Annotated in this window: 19 protein-coding genes and 1 pseudogene; 14 read left to right on the top strand and 6 right to left on the bottom strand. The window is 35.1% G+C overall.

The window, feature by feature from the left end; genetic code table 11:
- The first annotated feature begins 67 nt into the window (after window positions 1-67).
- The 6 genes and pseudogenes from FP432_RS05930 (at window position 68) to FP432_RS05905 (ending at window position 8,251) form a co-directional block, all read left to right on the top strand.
- A pseudogene (locus FP432_RS05930) lies at window positions 68-899 on the top strand (exodeoxyribonuclease III).
- A gap of 33 nt (window positions 900-932) precedes the next feature.
- A complete protein-coding gene (locus tag FP432_RS05925) occupies window positions 933-1,760 on the top strand; it encodes an exodeoxyribonuclease III (RefSeq protein WP_265488400.1) in 828 nt (275 codons plus the stop codon).
- 94 nt (window positions 1,761-1,854) lie between these two features.
- Window positions 1,855-3,147: an alkaline phosphatase family protein gene (locus tag FP432_RS05920; protein WP_265488399.1), complete on the top strand. Its 1,293-nt coding sequence runs from the start codon at window positions 1,855-1,857 to the stop codon at window positions 3,145-3,147.
- 21 nt (window positions 3,148-3,168) lie between these two features.
- On the top strand, window positions 3,169-4,419 hold the full coding sequence (locus FP432_RS05915) for an MFS transporter (RefSeq protein ID WP_265488398.1): 1,251 nt from the start codon (window positions 3,169-3,171) through the stop codon (window positions 4,417-4,419).
- A 125-nt stretch (window positions 4,420-4,544) separates the two neighbouring features.
- Window positions 4,545-7,373 carry a DUF3427 domain-containing protein gene (locus FP432_RS05910; protein WP_265488397.1) on the top strand — a complete coding sequence of 943 codons (2,829 nt, stop codon included), beginning with the start codon at window positions 4,545-4,547 and terminating at the stop codon, window positions 7,371-7,373.
- Window positions 7,374-7,378: 5 nt separating this feature from the next.
- Window positions 7,379-8,251: an alpha/beta hydrolase gene (locus tag FP432_RS05905; protein WP_265488396.1), complete on the top strand. Its 873-nt coding sequence runs from the start codon at window positions 7,379-7,381 to the stop codon at window positions 8,249-8,251.
- Window positions 8,252-8,420: 169 nt separating this feature from the next.
- Here FP432_RS05905 and FP432_RS08025 read toward each other — a convergent pair whose 3' ends face one another.
- On the bottom strand, window positions 8,421-8,492 hold the full coding sequence (locus FP432_RS08025) for a putative holin-like toxin (protein WP_416202890.1): 72 nt from the start codon (window positions 8,490-8,492) through the stop codon (window positions 8,421-8,423).
- Between the two features lie 126 nt (window positions 8,493-8,618).
- Between FP432_RS08025 and FP432_RS05900 the strand changes: the two genes are divergently transcribed.
- On the top strand, window positions 8,619-8,861 hold the full coding sequence (locus FP432_RS05900; protein WP_265488395.1) for a hypothetical protein: 243 nt from the start codon (window positions 8,619-8,621) through the stop codon (window positions 8,859-8,861).
- Window positions 8,861-9,238 (top strand): type II toxin-antitoxin system PemK/MazF family toxin, encoded by a 378-nt coding sequence (locus FP432_RS05895; RefSeq protein ID WP_265489614.1) that lies wholly within the window; start codon window positions 8,861-8,863, stop codon window positions 9,236-9,238. The genes FP432_RS05900 and FP432_RS05895 overlap by 1 nt, the downstream gene beginning before the upstream one ends.
- A 214-nt stretch (window positions 9,239-9,452) precedes the next feature.
- Here the strand turns inward: FP432_RS05895 and FP432_RS05890 are convergent, their stop codons facing one another.
- Both FP432_RS05890 and FP432_RS05885 read right to left on the bottom strand, forming a co-directional pair.
- On the bottom strand, window positions 9,453-9,515 hold the full coding sequence (locus FP432_RS05890) for a putative holin-like toxin (RefSeq protein ID WP_265489613.1): 63 nt from the start codon (window positions 9,513-9,515) through the stop codon (window positions 9,453-9,455).
- A gap of 204 nt (window positions 9,516-9,719) precedes the next feature.
- Window positions 9,720-10,574, bottom strand: a complete 855-nt coding sequence (locus tag FP432_RS05885) for a helix-turn-helix domain-containing protein (RefSeq protein ID WP_265488394.1) — start codon at window positions 10,572-10,574, stop codon at window positions 9,720-9,722.
- A gap of 94 nt (window positions 10,575-10,668) precedes the next feature.
- Here FP432_RS05885 and FP432_RS05880 point away from each other — a divergent pair, with 94 nt between their 5' ends.
- The 4 genes from FP432_RS05880 (at window position 10,669) to FP432_RS05865 (ending at window position 12,948) form a co-directional block, all read left to right on the top strand.
- Window positions 10,669-11,946 (top strand): MFS transporter, encoded by a 1,278-nt coding sequence (locus tag FP432_RS05880; RefSeq protein ID WP_265488393.1) that lies wholly within the window; start codon window positions 10,669-10,671, stop codon window positions 11,944-11,946.
- Between the two features lie 135 nt (window positions 11,947-12,081).
- Entirely contained in the window at window positions 12,082-12,177 is a 96-nt protein-coding gene (locus FP432_RS05875) for an SH3 domain-containing protein (protein WP_265488392.1), read from the top strand.
- Between the two features lie 135 nt (window positions 12,178-12,312).
- Window positions 12,313-12,591, top strand: a complete 279-nt coding sequence (locus FP432_RS05870; protein WP_265488391.1) for an AbrB/MazE/SpoVT family DNA-binding domain-containing protein — start codon at window positions 12,313-12,315, stop codon at window positions 12,589-12,591.
- A gap of 27 nt (window positions 12,592-12,618) precedes the next feature.
- On the top strand, window positions 12,619-12,948 hold the full coding sequence (locus tag FP432_RS05865) for a type II toxin-antitoxin system PemK/MazF family toxin (protein ID WP_265488390.1): 330 nt from the start codon (window positions 12,619-12,621) through the stop codon (window positions 12,946-12,948).
- Between the two features lie 137 nt (window positions 12,949-13,085).
- On the opposite strand, the gene FP432_RS05860 is transcribed toward FP432_RS05865, so the two are convergent.
- Entirely contained in the window at window positions 13,086-13,262 is a 177-nt protein-coding gene (locus tag FP432_RS05860; RefSeq protein WP_265488389.1) for a hypothetical protein, read from the bottom strand.
- 837 nt (window positions 13,263-14,099) lie between these two features.
- Here FP432_RS05860 and FP432_RS05855 point away from each other — a divergent pair.
- Window positions 14,100-15,155, top strand: a complete 1,056-nt coding sequence (locus FP432_RS05855; protein WP_265488388.1) for an AI-2E family transporter — start codon at window positions 14,100-14,102, stop codon at window positions 15,153-15,155.
- 440 nt (window positions 15,156-15,595) lie between these two features.
- Here the strand turns inward: FP432_RS05855 and FP432_RS05850 are convergent, their stop codons facing one another.
- On the bottom strand, window positions 15,596-15,733 hold the full coding sequence (locus tag FP432_RS05850) for a hypothetical protein (RefSeq protein WP_265488387.1): 138 nt from the start codon (window positions 15,731-15,733) through the stop codon (window positions 15,596-15,598).
- Window positions 15,734-16,078: 345 nt separating this feature from the next.
- Window positions 16,079-17,086: a D-2-hydroxyacid dehydrogenase gene (locus FP432_RS05845; protein WP_265488386.1), complete on the bottom strand. Its 1,008-nt coding sequence runs from the start codon at window positions 17,084-17,086 to the stop codon at window positions 16,079-16,081.
- A gap of 221 nt (window positions 17,087-17,307) precedes the next feature.
- Between FP432_RS05845 and FP432_RS05840 the strand changes: the two genes are divergently transcribed.
- Entirely contained in the window at window positions 17,308-18,753 is a 1,446-nt protein-coding gene (locus FP432_RS05840) for an amino acid permease (protein ID WP_265488385.1), read from the top strand.
- Window positions 18,754-18,776 lie beyond the last annotated feature (23 nt).

Raw genomic sequence — 18,776 nt, 5'->3', positions numbered from 1 at the left:
TCTATGTTTTGATAAGTTAGGAGTAAGATAAGAGTGAAAGAGTAAGTTATTGAAGGAAAATGATAAGATGATTTTTATTTCGTGGAATATTGATTCTTTAAATGCCGCCTTAACTAGTGATTCAAGTAGAGCCCAAGAAACACGCGAAGTTTTGCAGACAATCAAAGAAAAAAATGCTGATGTGATTGCAATTCAAGAAACAAAGTTACGTCCTACTGGCCCAACTCCAAAACAAATTGAAAAATTAACGGAAATTTTTCCTGATTATAAATATGTCTGGCGTTCGTCCGAAGAACCGGCTAAAAAAAGTTATTCAGGAACAATGTTTTTATATAAGAAAGAATACGATCCTGAAGTTCTTTATCCTCGAATTGATGCGCCGGAAAACAATGGATGATGAAGGAAGAATTATCACGCTAGATTTTGGTAAATTTTATGTTACCCAAGTTTATACGCCCAATTCTGGTAGTAAATTAGCGCGCTTAGAAGCACGTGAAGCTTGGGATAAAAAATATTGTGAATATCTGAAAAAATTAGATGCTGAAAAACCTGTTATTGCTAGCGGTGATTATAATGTTGCCCATGGCATGGTTGATTTAAAGCATCCTGAAAAAAATCAAACTTCAGCTGGCTTTACACCAACGGAAAGAAGAGACTTTGAAAATCTAATTGATGCTGGTTTTACTGATACTTATCGCTTTAAGCATCCCGAAGGACGAGACTATACTTGGTGGGATCAACGCATTAGAACTAGCAAACTTTATAACTTGGGTTGGCGAATTGATTACTTTTTAGTTTCTAATCGTATTAAGGATTTGATTCAGAAAGCAGAAGTATTAGATAGTGGCACCCGTAAAGATCATGCTCCAATTTTGTTAGAATTAGATTTAACGGTATAATTTTAAAAAATAATTGGAGAGGAAAAGAAGATAATGATCTTAATTTCATGGAATATTGATTCTTTAAATGCCGCCTTAACTAGTGATTCTAATCGCGCGCAAGAAACTAGAGTTGTTTTAAAAACAATCAAGGAAAATGATCCAGATGTTATCGCTATTCAAGAAACAAAATTAAGGGCAACTGGACCAACAAAAAAACACCAAGAAAAATTGGCAGAATTTTTTCCAGATTATGATTATGTTTGGCGTTCATCAGAAGAACCAGCGCGTAAGGGCTATGCTGGGACTATGTTTTTATATAAAAAAGAATATGACCCTAAAGTAACTTATCCTCGAATTGATGCACCTGACACGATGGATGATGAAGGCCGTATTATTACGATGGAATTTCCCGAAGTATTTGTCACTCAAGTTTATACCCCAAATTCTGGGAATGAATTAAAACGCTTGGCTGATCGTCAAGGTTGGGATCGTCAGTATGCCGATTATTTGGCAGAACTTGATAAAGAAAAGCCGGTTATTGCCAGCGGGGATTATAACGTGGCACATACAGAAATTGATTTAAAGCATCCCGAAAATAACCATCATAATGCTGGCTTCACTGATGAAGAGCGTCAAGACTTTGAAGCATTGCTAGCGAAAGGTTTTACCGATACTTTCCGTAAAGTTCATGGTAATGTAGAGGGCGTATATTCTTGGTGGGCACAAAGAGTGCGTACCAGTAAAGCCAATAATTCAGGCTGGCGGATTGATTATTATCTAGTTTCTAACCGTATTGCGGATGCAGTTAAGCGTTCAGAAATGATAGATACGGGGGAGCGTAAAGATCATGCCCCTTTATTATTAGAAATTGATTTATAAAGATAGACCATAAGACGATGAAAATCGCCTTATTTTTTTGCGCTTTTTAGTTTAAAATGAGTAAAGCTAGCTTATTTAGAAAGTAATTAGAACAATGGCGCAAAGAAAATTAGTTGTAATTTCCATTGATGCAATGGGATATAAAGATTTAGCTGAACAAACCGATTTAGCTCCAACATTAACCAAGTTACGCGATCAGGGAAGTTGGGTAAAAAGAGTTCAAGGTGTTTCTCCGACACTAACTTATCCTTCTCATACCACCATTGTCACTGGCCAGTATCCGGCAGTTCATGGGGTAATCAATAATACGAAACTTCAGCCAAAGCGGGAAAGTCCAGACTGGCTCTGGTATCGTCGCTATATCAAAGTTCCAACACTTTATGACCTAGCTCATGAAAAGGGGCTAAAAACTGCTGCCCTTCTTTGGCCAGTAACCGGTTCAAGCAAGATTGATTATAATTTAGCTGAAATTTTTTCAAATCGTCCCTGGAGTAATCAAGTTTTAGTATCGTTGAAATCTAGTTCGCCTAAATTTATCTATGACATGAATAAAAAATATGGTCATATGTTAAAAGGAATAAAGCAACCTTGGCGTGATGACTTTATTACTGCTTGTGCAGTTGATACCTTAAAAAATAAACAGCCGGATTTGATGTTGCTTCACTTGGTAGACATGGATAGTATGCGCCACCGTTATGGAGTTAATTCTCCCGAAGCTAGAGCAGCTTGGGGACGCCAAGATAAACGTATTGCACAAATAATTGCCGCAACAAAGAGTGCTGGGACTTATGAGCATACTAATTTTGTCATTGTTGGTGACCATTATCAAATTGATGTCAAAAAAATGATCCACTTGAATATGATCTTTGAACAACATGGTTGGCTTGAGGGAATTCCTAGGAAAACAACGTTTAAAAAGAATTGGCAAGTGACGGCCAAAAATTGCGATGGTGAAACTTACATATACACATGTGGAAAAGTTGACCTGGCAAAAGTGAAAGAAAGTTTTGCACATGTGGAAGGAATTAAAGCGATTTATGATCAAAAAGAAGCCATTGCGCGCGGGGCAGATCCACATTGTGCCTTTTTAGTTGCAGCTAAACCTGGCTACTATTTCACTGATGAAGTTAATCGCCCAGCAGTTGTAGAAGAGGTGGATCCAGCAACTTTAGATGAACCTAATCGTTATCGCGGGATGCATGGCTTTGATCCTAATGAACCAGATTATTATACTTCTGCAATTTTCTTTGGACCTGATGTAAAGTCAGGTATTACAGTTGAAAAATCAGCAATGGTAAATGAAGCTCCAACGTTAGCTCGTTTATTAAACCTTAAATTTCCTGAGCCCATTGCGGGTAAAAAAATTAAAGAAGTACTCAAAAAATAAAATTAAGATCGGATATTAAGAATGAAGAAACTTACAAAACAACAATGGCAATGGATTTTTTATGATTGGGCAAATTCTGGATATGGTATTGTTGTCGTAACGGCAGTTTTACCCGTATATTTTAAGGCAGTCGCCAAGAATGCTGGGTTAAGTGCTGCTAATTCCACTGCTTATTGGGGTTATGCCAATAGTTTTGGTACTTTAATTGTGTCAGTTCTAGCACCGTTGCTTGGGGCTCTGGCCGATTACCCACATGCTAAAAAGCGTTGGTTAAATATTTTTACAGGTCTTGGAATTGCTTTAACTTTTGCTTTAGCCTTGGTGCCAACTGGGCAATGGTTATGGCTCCTAGTAATTTATATTGGCTCACTAATTGGTTATTCAGGAGGAAATTTATTTTATGATAGCTTTCTAACTGATGTGGCCAATGATAAGCAGATGGATCGGGTCTCTTCTTATGGTTATGGGATGGGCTATCTAGGTGGTGTGCTGGCCTTTATCATTTTTTTGGCAGCGCAGTTAAGTCATGGTTTTAATGGTCTGCTGGATAGTTATGGTGTCGCTAAATTTAGTTTTCTCTTGGCAGCAGTTTGGTGGATTATTTTTGCGTGGCCACTGATGTGCCATGGAAAGCAAGTTTATAGTGTGGCAGCAACTGCTAATCCTTTAAAAGATAGCTTGCGTCGTTTGAAACTCACTATCCAACATTTAAATAATTATCGTCAGTTAGTGTGGTTTTTAGTAGCTTACTTCTTCTATATTGATGGGGTAGATACGATTTTTACAATGGCAACAGTGATTGGAACTGACCTTGGGATCAAGACCACTGATCTGATGTTGGTGCTTTTAGTAGTGCAGCTAATTGCCTTTCCCTTTTCAATTCTTTATGGTTGGCTAGCCAACAAAATTTCTACACGTTATACGATCATGATGGGAATTATCATTTATTTAGGGATTTGTTTGTATGCTTTAAACTTGCATAGTTTGCGTGACTTTTGGATTTTGGCAATCTTAGTTGGAACAAGTCAAGGCGGAATTCAGGCATTAAGTAGATCATATTTTGGTCGTTTGGTCCCTAAAGATGAAAGTAGTGAATTTTACGGCTTTTATAATATATTAGGAAAATTTTCAGCTATCTTAGGTCCGGTTATTGTAGGAATTGTAACCCAGTGGACGGGTAAATCAACTGTTGGTGCCGCTTCATTGAGTATTCTATTTTTAATTGGCTTAATTTTCTTTATGACAATGCCTTTAAGAAAAGAAAAAAATTAATGACTTCTTAAAAGTTATCAAAATAAATTAGGAGTATAATACAAGCAAAAGTTGGTAGAACTTCATGTGGGCCTCGGAATTCAAATGAATTTCGAGGTTTTTTTAATTTAAGGAAGTGATAAGTAGTGAAAGATCCAGTTCAAGAAGCAATCTTAAATGGCTTTTATGACCAAAATTATCAGGGACATGAATTATATGGGCCTAAATTATTATCAAATAATGACCAAGAAAAAATTTGGTTTACTCTGAGACAAGAATTATTAAGTGCCAAACATTTTACCTGGGCTGTTGCTTTTGTGACTCGTGATATGTTAGTGCCATTTAAAGTTGTAATGGCTGATCTAGCCAAGCAGGGAAGAAGTGGTACTTTAATTACTAGCGATTATTTAAACTTTAATGATCCCGTAGTTTTTGAAGAGCTGTTAAAAATTCCAAATTTGGAAGTGAAGCTCAGTCAAAGAGATGGCTTTCATGCCAAAGGTTATCTTTTTGATCATGAAGATTACGAAACTTTAATCATTGGGAGCCCTAATTTTACTCGGAATGCCTTATTAGCTAATTATGAATGGGCGTTAAAGGTAAGTACTAAGTCAAATGCAGCTTTAACCCAGACAATTAAAAAGCAAATTAAGGAATTGGAAAAAGATAGTCAGCCTTTGACAAAAGACTGGATTGAAATTTATCGTCAAAATTGGAGTAGACCAGTTGCTAAGAAAGAGGTTTTGGTACCTACAAAAGAAATTAGACCTAATCAAATGCAAGCAGCTGCCTTAAAGGAACTAAATGGTCTAGTTAAGGCAAAAGAAAAAAGAGGCTTGGTTGTTTCTGCTACAGGAACGGGGAAAACATATTTAGGTGCATTTGCAGTAAAAGACTTTAAGCCCCAAAAATTCATCTATGTGGTGCACCGTGAACAAATTGCTAAGAAAGCCATGGAAAGTTTTTACCAGGTAATTGGTGGTGACCGTAAAGATTATGGAGTTTTGTCCGGTCATCATCATGATTTAGATAAAAAATATTTATTTGCGACCGTCCAAACTTTGAGTCAAGAAAATGTTTTAGCTAAATTAGACCAAGATAGCTTCGATTATATTTTGATTGATGAAGCTCACCGGGCAGCGGCACCTTCTTATCAAAAAATCATCAATTACTTTAAACCAGAATTTTTGCTGGGGATGACGGCTACACCAGAACGAATGGACGAACAAGATGTCTATCAAATCTTTGATTATAATTTAGCCTATGAAGTTCGGCTGCAAGATGCCTTAGAAGATAAAATGCTGGCGCCATTTCACTATGTTGGTGTCCAAGACTATGAACAAGATGGTGAAGTAATTGATGAAACTAGTAACTTGAGTCGCTTGACGGCTCAAGCCCGAGTTGATTATGTTTTAAAAGAACTAGCTTATTATGGTTATTGTGGTAAGCAGGCGAAGGGACTAGTTTTTTGTAGTCGTCAAGATGAAGCTAAAGAATTAGCTAATATATTTACTAAAAAGGGACATCCTGCAAAAGCCTTAACTAATCAAGATAGTGAAAAGAAACGGCAAGAAGTCGTCAAGCAATTAGAGGTAGGAGATTTAGAATATATTTTTACTGTAGACCTCTTCAATGAGGGTGTAGATATTCCCGCACTTAATCAAATTGTGATGTTGCGTAATACGCAATCAAGTATTGTTTTTATTCAGCAACTTGGGCGCGGGCTGCGTAAATATCCTGGTAAGGATTATGTTACGGTAATTGACTTCATTGGTAATTATAAGAATAACTATTTAATTCCGTTGGCATTAAATAATGATAATAGTAGGGATAAAGATAGAACTCGGGCTGAGGTTAAGCTGCCAGAAGTTATTGGTGTTTCAACAATTAACTTTTCGAAGATTGCTAGTGAAAAAATTCTAGCCTCACTTGATCAAGTTAAACTTGATAGCATGAAAGAATTGCGTGCTTCTTACAAGGACCTTAAGAATAAAATTGGTCGTATTCCTTATTTAATGGATTTTGCAAAATATGGTTCAACTAGCCCAACTGTTTTGATTAAAAATAAAGCTTTAAATTCCTATGCTGACTTTTTGATGAAAATGGGAGAAAGAGTTCAATTAACCGAATATGAAAAGCAAGTACTCTCGTTTGTAACTAAAGAACTTGCTTTGGGTAAACGACCACATGAGTTAATCTTGTTAAAATTACTGTTAGAAAATAATCAAGTTTCACGTGAAACGTATCTTACAAATTTAGCCAAAAATGGTGCTTACATTGATGATGAGGTAATTGATTCAATTGAAAAAATTCTAAGTTTGGCATTTTTTGATGTGAAAGCAGGTGAGACAACTAAGAAGGAACAATATGGTAAGCAAGCACTTGTCTCATTTAATGAAGATAAATATGAGCTGAATGAAACAATTAAGCATAGTCTTAAAAATTCTGATTTTGTACAACTATTTAGAGACGCAATTGAAGTGGGACTTAAGTTAAACCAGGAATATGATGGGCAGACACAATTTACGCTTTATCAAAAATATGATCGTAAAGATGTTTGTCGTCTGCTTAATTGGCCTTTAGATGTCAGCGCACCAATGTATGGCTATCGTGTTGATGAAAAAGTTACCCCGATTTTTATTACTTATAAAAAGGATTCGGATAAAAAACGCAACGCAATTTATCAAAATACCTTTGAAGACGGTCGTAGTTTGCGCTGGTATACACGCACGCCACGCCATCTTGATTCTGATGAAGTCAAAAGATTGCTTGAACCGAAGATGAGATTAGAATTATTTGTGAAGCGAAGTGATGCGGCAGGGAAAGATTTTTTCTATTTAGGTCCAGCTACTATTCAAAAAGATTCTGTAAAAGAAGAACTAATTGGCAGTAAGAAAAAGCCAGCAGTGGGGATGAATCTCAGATTAACCACACCGCTGGCTAGTCAAATGTATGCTTTATTGTTAGATGAGTAGAGATAATGAAAAAGATTAAGCTAGTAAAAATTTTATTTTTGATGACTTTAGTTTTGGGATTGGTGGGATGCAGTAAGACACCGCAGTCTGCTAAAAAGCCTAAGGAACAACATTTTGCGCGAGCTTATGTTGTTAAAGCTACCCCCACCCTGTATTTTCACGGAGCACTAAGTAATTATCATAGTGAAGAATCATTGGTTAAGGCTGCCGAAAAAGCAGGGGTAACTAATAGCGTGATTCGTGCTGATGTGAATGCAGATGGAAAAGTCAAATTGGTTGGAACTATTCCGCAAAACGCAGTTAACCCAATTGTAATGGTGAACTACAAGAATAATGTGCAGATAGATTTTTATAAGGCGGGACGTTACGCCACTAATGTTGTCAAAGCTTTGCAAGAAAAGTATGGCATTACCAAAATGAATATGGTGGGCCATTCTTTAGGTAATATGTCGATTATGTATTATATGTTAGAAAATGATACTAATTCTAATTTGCCCCAACTCCAAAAGCAAGTAGATATTGCCGGCCACTTCGATGGGGTAGATTCACCTGGCTTAACCGCTGATTTGACGCAGCCAAAGGGATTAAAAGTAGTGAATGGTAAACCTAATAAGATGAACAAGGCTTATAAACAAATGTTGCAGCTACGGCATACCTATCCGCTTCATCAAGTAGAGGTATTGAATATTATTGGTAATACTCAAAATAATAGTGATGGAGTAGTAAAAAATGTTTCCAGTTTGTCTTTAGGATATTTAGTACAAGATCGGGCAAAATCTTATCAAGTTTTAACTTATACTGGGCATAATGCGGAGCATGGAAGATTAACTTTTAACTCACAAGTAGAAAGGGATATTATTAATTTTCTGTGGGAATAAGAGTGAAGTATAGGATATAAAAACGTTAATAATGTGATATAATTTACATGAAAAAAGGAGACCCAAAGGTCTCCTTTGCAGCCCGCTTTAAGAGCGGTGGTCGATATTATTTAGACGTCAGAAACGTTGCTCACTAACTCGTCCAAAGTTATCAGTTGAGCGGCGTTTTTTATTTGTCGTGCTTGTCGATGTAGGTGAGTAAAGCTAACACGAACATCCCAAACGAAAGTATTAAGGAAATACAGTCTCTGAATTAATTTTGAGCAACCAGTGGTAGATGTATTCGGGCTCAAAATGATTTATAAAAATAATTGAAAGGGGAAATTCTACGGTGTATACTTAGTATACATGAATGGAGATGGCTTAAATGACTGTTAAATTAAGAAAAGTTGGTAATTCCAAGACTTTGACCGTTCCTAAGGGTATAAATACAATTAGTGATGAATACATGGTTAAAAATGATGGTGCAGATATAGTTTTTATGCCCATTACTAAGAGAAAAAATATTTTTGCTACTACTGATTGGAAAAATTATGACTATCAAAGGGATATAGCTAACGATCCTGAATTGCAGTCAGTAAAATCTGTAGGACATGAGGTTATAGATTAATAATGTATCCTAAAAAGGGAGATATCGTTGTTGTAGATGCAGAACCACATTCTGGTCATGAAATGGGTGGTCATAATCCTAACAAAGGAAATATAAGACGACATTATGTGGTCATGAGTACAACTGAGTACAATGAAGCTACTCATATGTTTGTAGGGATGCCAATAACTACATCGAGCAAGTATAAAGATAATCCACGCTATAAATCAATTTTAATACCAGGAATTAATGGAAGTGGCGTAAAAGGATACATAGTTTTATGGCAACTTCAAAATTTTGATTTTGATTCGCGTAATGGAAAAATAGTTAATCATATTGGAGTACAATTAATGGATGAATTACAACAATATGTTGACGATATGGTAGGGCATGAATAATTTACGCTCAATTAATGAACAATTGTTTTTCATTCTGACTTCATTTAGTCACTAAAAGAAATTTTAATTGAAAAAATATGGTATAATTTATATGAAAAAAGGAGACCTAAAGGTCTCCTTTGCAGCCCGCTTTAAGAGCGGTGGTCGATATTATTTAGACGTCAGAAACGTTGCTCAATAACTCTTCCAAAGTTAATAGATTGAGCGGCGTTTTTTATTTGTCGTGCTTGTCGATGTAGGTCAGCAACGCTAACACGAACATCCCAAAAGAAAGCATCAAAGAAATGCAATCGTAAATCGACATGGTTGAACCCTTTCACTAGTATATTGACCATAGGCCTCACCTCCGGGAGGAAAAACAACCACCGCTCATAAAACTTTCTGCAGAAATAATTATAGCGAAAATATGTTCGGAATAGAAGACGAACAAGAAGAAAAGCTCGCAATTTTGCGGGCTTTTTAAGTTCTACATATGACATTTTTATTTATATGTAAGATAAAATTTTTTTAATTTATGTGCATAGTTTAACATCCCCAATGTATTGATTACTTCAACAGCTTTTTCGCAATTTTGTAAATATAGAATATTATTTGTTAAATGATAATTAATAAAGTTTTCATGAAAGAAAATGATATTTTTATAGAAAAAAGTCTCAGGTCTAGTTTTTATTTTGTTAGCTGCTTCAATATAAAAAACTGCTTGATCATATTTCTTATTAATGGTAATAAGTGCCAGCATATTACCTATAATAGCTAAGATATCCTCTTGAATCTTTCTGTTTTGGGTATTTTGATATTGAAGCATAATTTGGCGAGTAATTGTTTTATTACTCTCAAAGTCATAAAATGCCATAAAATTACAAAATAAAACAATTTTATCTTCATTAAAATTAGGGATACTAAAAATTTTCTCTTTTAATTTATTACGTAATTCTTCATCGGCTGGATCCTCTTCATTCTTCATTGATTCTACCCATCCAGCTACTAGTAATTTTTGTTCCTCTTTATCTTTAGGAGATAAGTTGCTCTCATCAATTAAATTGCTAATTTCAGAAAAACGTTCTTTATCGCCTGAATAATAAGCATCAAGCATCATATCATTAAGATTTTTGATTTGTTGATGGTTAAATTCATCACTTGAATCTAAGCGACTGAAGAAATCCCATAGGGGAATATTATTGTAATGCAGTAAAGCAGTGAGATCTTCAACAGTAATTCGGTGTAAATCTTTTTCTACTTTAGAGTAATAAGAGGGACTAATGATATTACCGATAAATTCTTTTTGCTTTTTATCTTGCCTAATCCGGTATTCTTTTAGCAACTCGCCAATTGTCATAAAAATCTCCTCCAAAATTTCAAATATGACATTTTCAAAAAATAGTCTACTTCCTTGTTAAGATTAAATCAAGCTTAAAAAGGAGTTGGATTTTATGAATGTATTTTTAAGAAACAAAGATTATCGTAAGTTTTCTATTGCAAGTTTTCTCTCAGGAGCAGGGGATATTCTCTTTTATCTTGCTTTAATGACTTATGCTAGTAAGTTAAAGAATTACTCTTTGGCTCTTTCTTTAATTGCAATTTCTGAGTCAGTTCCAAAAGTATTTGAAATTTTTGCTGGTTATTTAGCTGATAAAACTAAAAATAAATTTAGAAATATTGTCTGGATGGCTTTCAGTAGATTCGTACTTTATGGCATTGTTGGACTTTTATTAATTAGTAATTTGAATCAATGGAATATTGTGCTGGCGATAATTGGAATTAATTTGATTTCTGATACTTTTGGTTCCTATTCCGGTGGCTTAACTGCACCTTTGATTGTTAATCTAGTTGGTGAAAAAGAATTTGGTGAAGCTGAAGGTTTTACTTCTGGAATAAGTGAAATTATTAATATGGTTGCTCAATTTGCAGGAGCAAGTTTATTACTTTTCTTATCTTACTCAAACTTGGCATTTGTTAATGCGGCCACTTTCTTAATTGCTGGCTTGCTCTATGCAAGTATCGGCTTAAAGTATCGTAAAAAAGACCAGGCAGCAGTTAAACCAGAAGAAGTTAATGATCAAAATTTCTTGGCAACAATGAAGTCTTCCTTTACGCAGCTAAAAAAAGAGCACGGCTTAATTACCATTATCTTGGTAATTGCCATGCTAAATGGAACCTTAGGTGTAATCGGCGCTTTAGTCCCAATTGTAATTGCAGCTCACAAAACTACGATGATTATTTCTACTTATAGTTTTACGATTGCTATTATTGGAGTAGTAGTTAGTTGTGGTTTTATCTTGGGAAGTATGTTTGGCCAACAATTATTTAAAAAGATTTCAGTTTTTACTTTAATAATTAGTGCCGTCATTCTTAGTGCATTCACAACTATTGCCGCACTTGTCGCAAATATTTTTGTAATTTTACCTTTATACTTCTCTTTAGCAGTTGTGATCAGTACGGCTTCAATTAAGATGACTCAGTGGTTAGTAGAAGTAATTGATCGCAAAATTCTCGCTTCATCTATGGGCTTATTAAATTCAATTATCATGGTGTCTTCACCAGCGCTAACGACTTTATTTACAACAATTTCTGGTCTTACTAATGTGAACTACGCCTTATTGGGATTGTTGGGTTTGATCTTGATTGTTTTGGTTGTAGCAAGTTGGGTAAGTATGAAGCTTAAGCAAAAAAATAATCTTGAAGATGCAGATTTAGTAAGTGAAGGATAAAGAAATATAGATAGTTTGAAATTATATTCTAATATAAAAGTTATCTCTGAAATATTGAAGTGCTTTGAGATGATGATTTAATACAATATTTTTTAGAAATAGTGAAGTACTCAAATTAATCTTCGCTGGGATGTTATGACGCAAAGTAAACTAATTACCACCTTCCCAGCTGGAACATCAATTAAATATGATGCTTTTTCTCGTCACGGTGGATATGTCTGGATTAGATAGCTACGCTTATCTAGTTTGCCGTGAAGGCGACAAGCCACCTAGGATTATTCCTGGATGGCTTATTTTTATTTACATAGTTTATACAATAGTTTATACTTAGCTTGTAACACGTGAACTTGATCTAAGGAGTTTTTTATGGAAAATGTAAAACTGAAAAAATGGGGTAACTCTCAAGGTATAAGATTACCCAAAAGTATTTTAACTGAAGCTCATGTAAAACCTGATGATACTTTTATCGTAAGAATTGATAAAAATAAAAATATTATTCTAGAAAAAAAGAAAAAGCCTCAAACAATTGAAGAACTATTTGAGGGTTTTGATTATAAGAAGTATTGGGCTGATTGGGAAAAAGAACATCCTAATGAGTCTGTTGAATATGACTGGGGTGAACCACAAGGCAGAGAAATTTGGTAATAAAAATAATTGAAAGGCGGTGACAGATTGAATTATTTAGAAAAGGGAGATTTAATCTTGGTAAATCTTAATCCAGTAAAGGGACATGAACAGGCTGGTATGCGTCCAGCAATGATTGTTTCTAATAATGGTTTTAATAAGATGTGTAATGGAATGTATAAAATAGTTCCTATTACATCAAAAATTAAAGATTTCCCTTTAAATATAAATTTACCAGAAGGTCTGCCAGTTCACGGTCAGCTTTTATTGTCCCAAGAAAAAGCGATTGACTTAAATTCCAGACCACATAAAAAAGTAGGCAAGGCACCAGCTGACTTCGTAAAAGAAGTTGATAGGATCATTGCACTTACCTACTAATAATTAAGTCTTATGTTGTTTTGATATATCCTATAAACAGTATAAGGCTTTTTTTGTTAATTTCAATTAATTGTTTATTTTAAATTATAATGATAAAAAAGAAGACCACCCCCGGGGCAAATCCTATGATAGGTATTTCATTTATCTTTGAGCTTTTCCATCAATTCTTTGTTTTCATCAAAGAGCGCGTTAATCATATTTAAAGTTGCGGCACTTATTTTTTGTTTCTTCTTAAAAGGAAGTACTTGACCATCTGGAGAGATTGTTTTTTTAAATTTATCTCCTGCATTCAGGTGCATATATTCTTTGTTCATTTTTATCACCTCGTATTTACATTATGTCATTATATAAGTACATATTTTAATACATTCTATTTTAGGAATTGAATGTAGTCAGAATAATATGTATAATTAACTTATAAATTAAGGATATGTTCACAATTTCAATAGACTGAACGCAAAAATGCTTACTCAGACACCACTCAGAGTAAGCCTTTTTTGTTAAGTTTAAAAAGGACTCACTATCTTGAAAATACCCCAATCTATTTGTATAATTGTAAAAGAAAAGGGATTAACGACTCCAACTCGTTAATCCCAATCGTAACTTGAATGACTGGGTGGAAGCTAATCTTTGTGATTAGCTTTTTTTATTATTGCGTAGGCCTTGGCACACTTGATCGCAAAATTGCCTAAAGCATTAAGCACAAGCCCTAGTGCAATAGCCAAAGCTATGGGCAAAGCAAGCTTCTACTCCAGTCTATTCGATTATTCATGGCTTTCACCTCCGTAACTTTTAAATAGGTGAGGGGTGAAGGAGCCATTCAAAGTTACTAAGCTATTGGGAGCGACCCAAAAGCCTATTACTATTTTAACTTAGATATTATAAATAAACGATTGCAGCTTTTAGTAGTTGTACTTAGTATTTGGTACAAGTAATGAACTTTGTCACACTTTTTATAATTTATAAGCGTTAAAAACAGTGATTTTAACTTATGGTGTTATAATTTTAATAGAAAGTAAATTTGGTATGTATATAAATTAAGGATTTTCCTTATTTGGGTTCTGCGTTAAGCAGAGCCTTTTTTTATTCTCCTAAGTAGTGCTTTATATTATAATGAAGATTAAATAAACCTTAAGAAACGGAGAGCATTAATGCAAAAAGCCTGGCAAAATTTTAAAGCAAATGTGCCACTGCGACGGACAGTCGTTCTGGCGATTATAATATGTGTGCTTTATTTGGCACGTTCGCTGATGAATACAATCCTGCTGACTTTCATCTTTACTTATTTAATAGTTCATTTGATTAATTTGGTTAAAAAGCATTTACCTAAACTACCGTCCCAGGTAGTAGTTGTAGTGACGTATTTATTGGTGATTGCGCTAATTTATCTGGGAGTCACAATTTATATTCCAATTATTTCTCACCAGACGGTCAAAATGGTTCATTCTGTAGTGAAGTTTTATCAAAATAATGATTGGGACTGGATTATGAAATCTGTTCACCATTATGTCAGCAATGCAGAACTAGCTGCTCAGGCTAAGAAAGGGATGGGAATAGTTTTCCATGCAGTAACGGGATTTGGAACTTTAACAGTTTCAATTGTGATGTCCTTGCTGCTGAGTTTCTTTTATACTATTGATTTAAAAGACTTACACAAGTTCTCCCAAGCATTCGTCAATACAGGAATCTTAAAATGGTTCTTTGAAGATATTTTTTATTTTGGTAAAAAATTCGTTAATACTTTTGGCGTAGTACTAGAAGCCCAATTTTTGATAGCAATTTGTAATACAGTTTTGACTTTAATTGGCTTGATTGTTTTACGCATTCCGCAGATTTTTGCTTTAGGAATTATTGTCTTCGTCTTAAGTTTGATTCCAGTAGCCGGTGTAATTATTTCATTGATACCTCTTGGGATAGTTTCTTATACTGTCGGCGGCATTCAATATGTGATCTATATCTTCATCATGATTATGGTGATTCATGCAGTTGAATCTTATGTGCTTAACCCGAAGTTAATGGCTAGCAAAACTGAATTGCCAATTTTCTATACCTTTGTTTGCTTGTTAGTAGGGGAGCACTTCTTTGGAATTTGGGGTTTAATTGTTGCGGTGCCAATCTTTACCTTCTTATTAGATATTTTAGGAATTAAACCGGTGAAGACCAAACATCAGCTTCATCTTAAGAAAACAGAAAAAATATTTAAATAAGGAAAATTTGGTGGACTCAAAAGTGCTACCAAATTACCCAATAGTGAATTTTAAAAAATACCTAATAATAAGAAAGAGGCAAGCTCTACAACTTGCCTCTAGCCCTCTTTACTTTCGCTTTACAACCAATAACAATAATTATTATAATTGAAAGTGTAATTTGAGGGTTAAAAGCTATTGTTATAGTCATAGCTTTCGCCTCTTTCTTTTATATTTGTTCCGTGTTGATGGCACGGAACTTTTTTGTAGGTACAACCTACAAATATCAATAAAAAGCTAATAGGTGCAGTATAAAATTTAAGCTTTAATCAAAGAATACTGCTAGTTTTTAATTGAAGCTTTTAAATTATAAAATCTCATGTTAAAATCTGTATATGAAAAGAAGTCAACGAGTTCCGGTCGTTGACTTCAATCGTAGTTTTAGATAACTGTAGATTTAGCTAGTCCTTGTGATTAGCTTTTTTTGTTATTGCATAAGCGATAGCTAAGTTAATAGCCAAATCACCTAAAGCACCCAAAATGATGCTTAGTGCAATAGCCCAAGCAATCATGGCAAGCTCAACCTCCAGTTTATCCATTTATGCATAGGCTTACACCTCCGTAGTTTAAAATGATGAGGGGTGGTAGCCATGCTAAAACTGCTAAATATAGATGTTTGCAACCATCTATACCTAGAAAATATTATACCAGTATCATAAAAGACTAGTAGTAAACATTTTTAATACTAGGTCTTGCAAGTTTAATGCTAATAATTAAACTATAGTAAATTAAGCAAGGCGTGCAAGATATCCTTTGGTTGTGCTTAGGATATGCAGGGCTTTGCAGGGGCGGTCAATTAGACCATCTTTTTTTTATAAAATTAACCACAAAAAAAGCGCTACTCATCACTGAGTAACGCTTTTTGAATTGATTCGTAGGTTGAATTAGTCTTTGTCTAACTTAACTGGTGATTCAGGTTCTTTACCTTCAACCATAGCTAAGTTGTTATCAAAGGCCTTAGTAACCATGTTTCTAACTGCGTGAGTAGTGTAGAAAGCAGTGTGTGGAGTTACTAAAACGTTTGGACGATCGATTAAGTCAGCTAACTTCTTGTCTGGGAATTCTTTACCTTCCCAATCTTCGTTGAAGATACCAACTTCACCTTCGTAAGTATCCATAACGTAACCAAAGATCTTACCTGAGTCTAAGCCACGGATAACTGCGTCGATGTCAACAAGTGGACCACGTGATACGTTGATGATAACTACGTCATCCTTCATCTTGCTGATTGAGTCATCGTTAATCATGTGAACGTTAGCTGGAACGTCAGGAACGTGAAGTGAAATTACGTCAGCTTGCTTGTATAAGTCATCAAGGCTGTCTACGTAGTAACCCTTCTTTTCAAGTTCTGGGTTCTTGAAGATATCGTAAGCAATAACCTTTGCGCCGAAACCTTCCATAATTTGCATAAATACTTGACCAATGTGACCAGTACCGATAACACCAACAACTTGGTCACGAACTTCACGACCAATAGTAGGAGCCCAACGTAAGTCACGTTTAGCCATCTTTTCGTCCATACGCTTGTCTTGACGTAAGATACGAGCTGCTTGGATTGCTGCGTGTTCAGCAATAGCATCTGGTGAGTAAACAGGAACATTAGTAATTTCGAAGCCTAATTCCTTAGCCTTGTCCATATCAATGTTATCAACACCAACGTTACGTAATGACATCTTAGTAACACCAGCATCAGCTAATGCTTGAAGAGTTTCTGGGGTGTAGTCTAATTGTTGGTAAACAACAACACCATCAGCACCCTTAGCTAACTTAGCAGTTTCTGGAGTTAAAAGTTCTTCAGTGTAGTCAACGTCAATATCTTTGTGAGCGTTCTTCCATTCTTCTAAGAAAGGCTTTTCGTCGTCACGGATTGCGTAAGCAAAAATCTTAGTCATAAAAATTCAACCTCCGTAAAATAATATTTTTACCATAGCTAATTATACTCTTTACATTGTTAAATAAAACACAATTTCAACGAGAATTAACAAAAATAAAAATTGGTCTAGATTAATGAAAGGCCTTAAATGCTTTTAACCATATAATTTTGCTGAAACTTGTAGCGTGAAAAATAAAAACTGGTATAATTAAGAAAGATTTTAACTTAGGAGTGAAACTTGTGGAAGAAATAAATGATACACCCCAAACTCGTGCAGAGGACAAAAAATACAATCGTTTAACTGCCTTTAAGTTGTTTGCGATGACTAGTTCAATGGTTATTTCCGTTAATGAACTAGCACCATTTGGTAAAACTGGTCCAACTGCCTTGTTCTATCTTTTACTAGCAGGAATTATCTGGTTTATTCCAATTACTAAGATTTCTGGTGAAATGGCCTCGGTTGATGGCTGGGATAAAGGTGGTATTTTTACTTGGGTTAAGGGAACCTTAGGTGAGAAGACCGGTTGGACCGCGATGTTTATGCAGTGGATCCATATCACCGTCGGCATGAATACGATGATGTATGTGATCATCGGCGCCTTATCGATTACCTTTGGTACACCATGGTTCAATACTACGCCAGCAGTTAGGTTTGGCTTAATGATGGTGATTCTGTGGGGAATTGTGCTATTTGAACTAGTCGGAATCAAAAAAGTAGGACGCGTAGCCGAATGGTTATTTGCTTTGGGTATTGCATTGCCTGTTGTCTTATTGATTATTTGTTTCTTTGTCTATTTAATTCAGGGTCGTCCTGTACAATTCACTCTTAACTGGAGTAATATGATCCCACATGAATTAACTGGTACCACCTTAGTAGCCTTTGTACCATTTATGTTAGCCTTTTGTGGTGGGGAAGCCTCAGCCCCAAACGTTAAGTACCTTAAAAAGCCAAGCCAATATTCTAAAGTTATGCTTGCCTTAGCAGCTACTGCTATCTGCTTTGACTTATTAGGAAGTTTAGCAATCGGAATGACTGTACCAAAGGGCAGCATCCAAAACTCTACTGGTTTTGTGTATGCCTTTGAAACTTTACTTAACTCAATTGGCTTACCAGGCAGTATTTTAGCTAAAATCATTGGTGTCTTATTAGCTTGTGGGGTTGTTGGTGAACTCGGTAACTGGTTGGCTGGTCCTAGTCAAGGGATGTTTGAAGCTGCTAAAGAAGGTTACATGCCAAAATACTTTGCTCAATCAACTAAGCGTGATGTACCAATTCGTTTAATTGCTTTGCAAGCATTGATTGTAACTATTTCTGCAATTGTGGTGACATTCTCTAGTGGTGAAAACTCTGACTTTGCCTTTAATGTTTCCTTAGCAGCAACTACTGCTCAATACTTGATTGTTTATATTGTGATGCTTGTTGCTTACATTGCCCTTAAGCTAAATCATGAAAATCTAAAACGTACATATTATATGTCCAAGAGCAAGATTTGGAGTATTATCGTTGCTATTATTGCTTTAATTATTACAATTGTTGCTTTCTTCATTAGCTTTATTCCAGCAGAAGGTACACCAAGTCACTTACATGGTTTATATGTGGGAACAATGATTGGTATGTGTTTATGTACCGTAATCTTGCCATTAGTGATCTATCACTATCATGATGGTTTTAAGAATAAAAAATAATCATTAACTAAAAAAGACTTACC

The sequence above is a fragment of the Lactobacillus sp. PV034 genome (assembly GCF_014522305.1).
GTDB lineage: Bacteria > Bacillota > Bacilli > Lactobacillales > Lactobacillaceae > Lactobacillus.
This window is presented reverse-complemented; position numbering and strand designations above follow the sequence as displayed.

Excerpts from the sequence above, each read along its gene's own strand:
- FP432_RS05925 (WP_265488400.1), top strand. The coding sequence starts at position 933 with ATGATCTTAATTTCATGGAATATTGATTCTTTAAATGCCGCCTTAACT.
- FP432_RS05920 (WP_265488399.1), top strand. The coding sequence starts at position 1,855 with ATGGCGCAAAGAAAATTAGTTGTAATTTCCATTGATGCAATGGGATAT.
- FP432_RS05915 (WP_265488398.1), top strand. The coding sequence starts at position 3,169 with ATGAAGAAACTTACAAAACAACAATGGCAATGGATTTTTTATGATTGG.
- FP432_RS05905 (WP_265488396.1), top strand. The coding sequence starts at position 7,379 with ATGAAAAAGATTAAGCTAGTAAAAATTTTATTTTTGATGACTTTAGTT.
- FP432_RS05900 (WP_265488395.1), top strand. The coding sequence starts at position 8,619 with ATGACTGTTAAATTAAGAAAAGTTGGTAATTCCAAGACTTTGACCGTT.
- FP432_RS05885 (WP_265488394.1), bottom strand. The coding sequence starts at position 10,574 with ATGACAATTGGCGAGTTGCTAAAAGAATACCGGATTAGGCAAGATAAA.
- FP432_RS05880 (WP_265488393.1), top strand. The coding sequence starts at position 10,669 with ATGAATGTATTTTTAAGAAACAAAGATTATCGTAAGTTTTCTATTGCA.
- FP432_RS05875 (WP_265488392.1), top strand. The coding sequence starts at position 12,082 with ATGACGCAAAGTAAACTAATTACCACCTTCCCAGCTGGAACATCAATT.
- FP432_RS05870 (WP_265488391.1), top strand. The coding sequence starts at position 12,313 with ATGGAAAATGTAAAACTGAAAAAATGGGGTAACTCTCAAGGTATAAGA.
- FP432_RS05860 (WP_265488389.1), bottom strand. The coding sequence starts at position 13,262 with ATGAACAAAGAATATATGCACCTGAATGCAGGAGATAAATTTAAAAAA.
- FP432_RS05855 (WP_265488388.1), top strand. The coding sequence starts at position 14,100 with ATGCAAAAAGCCTGGCAAAATTTTAAAGCAAATGTGCCACTGCGACGG.
- FP432_RS05850 (WP_265488387.1), bottom strand. The coding sequence starts at position 15,733 with ATGGATAAACTGGAGGTTGAGCTTGCCATGATTGCTTGGGCTATTGCA.
- FP432_RS05845 (WP_265488386.1), bottom strand. The coding sequence starts at position 17,086 with ATGACTAAGATTTTTGCTTACGCAATCCGTGACGACGAAAAGCCTTTC.